The sequence below is a fragment of the Methyloversatilis sp. XJ19-49 genome, from assembly GCF_024580145.1.
Classification (GTDB): Bacteria; Pseudomonadota; Gammaproteobacteria; order Burkholderiales; family Rhodocyclaceae; genus Methyloversatilis.
The window spans coordinates 1-886 of record NZ_JANINI010000037.1; the positions used below are offsets into that span (position 1 = coordinate 1).

The 886-nt window shown below is 63.7% G+C and carries 2 protein-coding genes; both read right to left on the minus strand.

The window, feature by feature from the left end; all coding sequences use genetic code 11:
• Positions 1-97: 97 nt before the first annotated feature.
• On the minus strand, positions 98-655 hold the full coding sequence (locus NMQ16_RS19125) for a cohesin domain-containing protein (protein ID WP_257082561.1): 558 nt from the start codon (positions 653-655) through the stop codon (positions 98-100).
• A 25-nt stretch (positions 656-680) separates the two neighbouring features.
• Positions 681-886 (minus strand): dockerin type I domain-containing protein (locus tag NMQ16_RS19130; RefSeq protein ID WP_257082562.1); only part of this gene is annotated, 206 nt, incomplete at its 5' end.

The window sequence follows — 886 nt, forward strand, 5'->3', positions numbered from 1 at the left end:
CACAGACTGCCGCGCCCACAGGGGGCGCACCGCAAAAGAAAAAGCCCCCCGCGCCTTGCGGCACGGAGGGCTTGTTCAGGCTTTCCGACGCGAACGTTCAGCCGCGACGGCGGCGGGCGGACAGTGCGATCAAGCCCAGACCGGCCAGCAGCATCGCGTACGTCTGCGGCTCCGGTACCGCGGTCACCATGCCGGCGCCCAGTTCCACCGGCAGCGTCACGCCTTCGGCATCGCCGATCGCATTCACGAACACTTCCAGCGAACTGCTGCCCAGGCTGATCGCCTTGAACGACAGCGTCGCCAGCGTGAACGTGTCCGGCTGCAGCGCGATCAGGTCTTCCACCGTGTCGAACGAGGTCTGGAAGATGTTGATCAGGCCCGGCTGGGACGACACCGAAAACAGCGAGCCCAGGCTGAACACATCCAGCCCTTCGCCGAAAACGACGCCGTACGACGTCATCACGAACGGGTCGTAGATGAAGTCGAAGTCGAAGCTGCCGACCGTGGCATCGCCCAGACCGGACACAATCAGATCGACGGTGAAGAAGTCGCCGACGGCGACTTCCGACGAAGACGGCACGGCGGTGACCACCTGGGCCTGGGCGGCTCCGGTGGCCAGCAGCGCCGAAGCAATAAGTGCATTGACGAATTTCATGATGTGCAGATCCTGTTTTTAGTGATCAAGGAGCGCAGCGCGGCTTGCTGCACAAGGTGGTGATCAGGCGCGTATCCAGTGCCGTGATCTTGCCGTCGCCATTAATGTCGGCCTTGTCGTACGGGCCGGTCGCCGTCTGGTTCAGCCGGCGTGCGACGAGCGAAACATCGGTCCCGTTGACCTTGCCGTCGCCGTTGATGTCGCCGCGCAGCACAACGTCGGTCGGCAGTG

What these genes read in the sequence shown, in the direction of transcription:
- NMQ16_RS19125 (WP_257082561.1), bottom strand. Translation starts at nt 655, where the DNA reads ATGAAATTCGTCAATGCACTTATTGCTTCGGCGCTGCTGGCCACCGGA.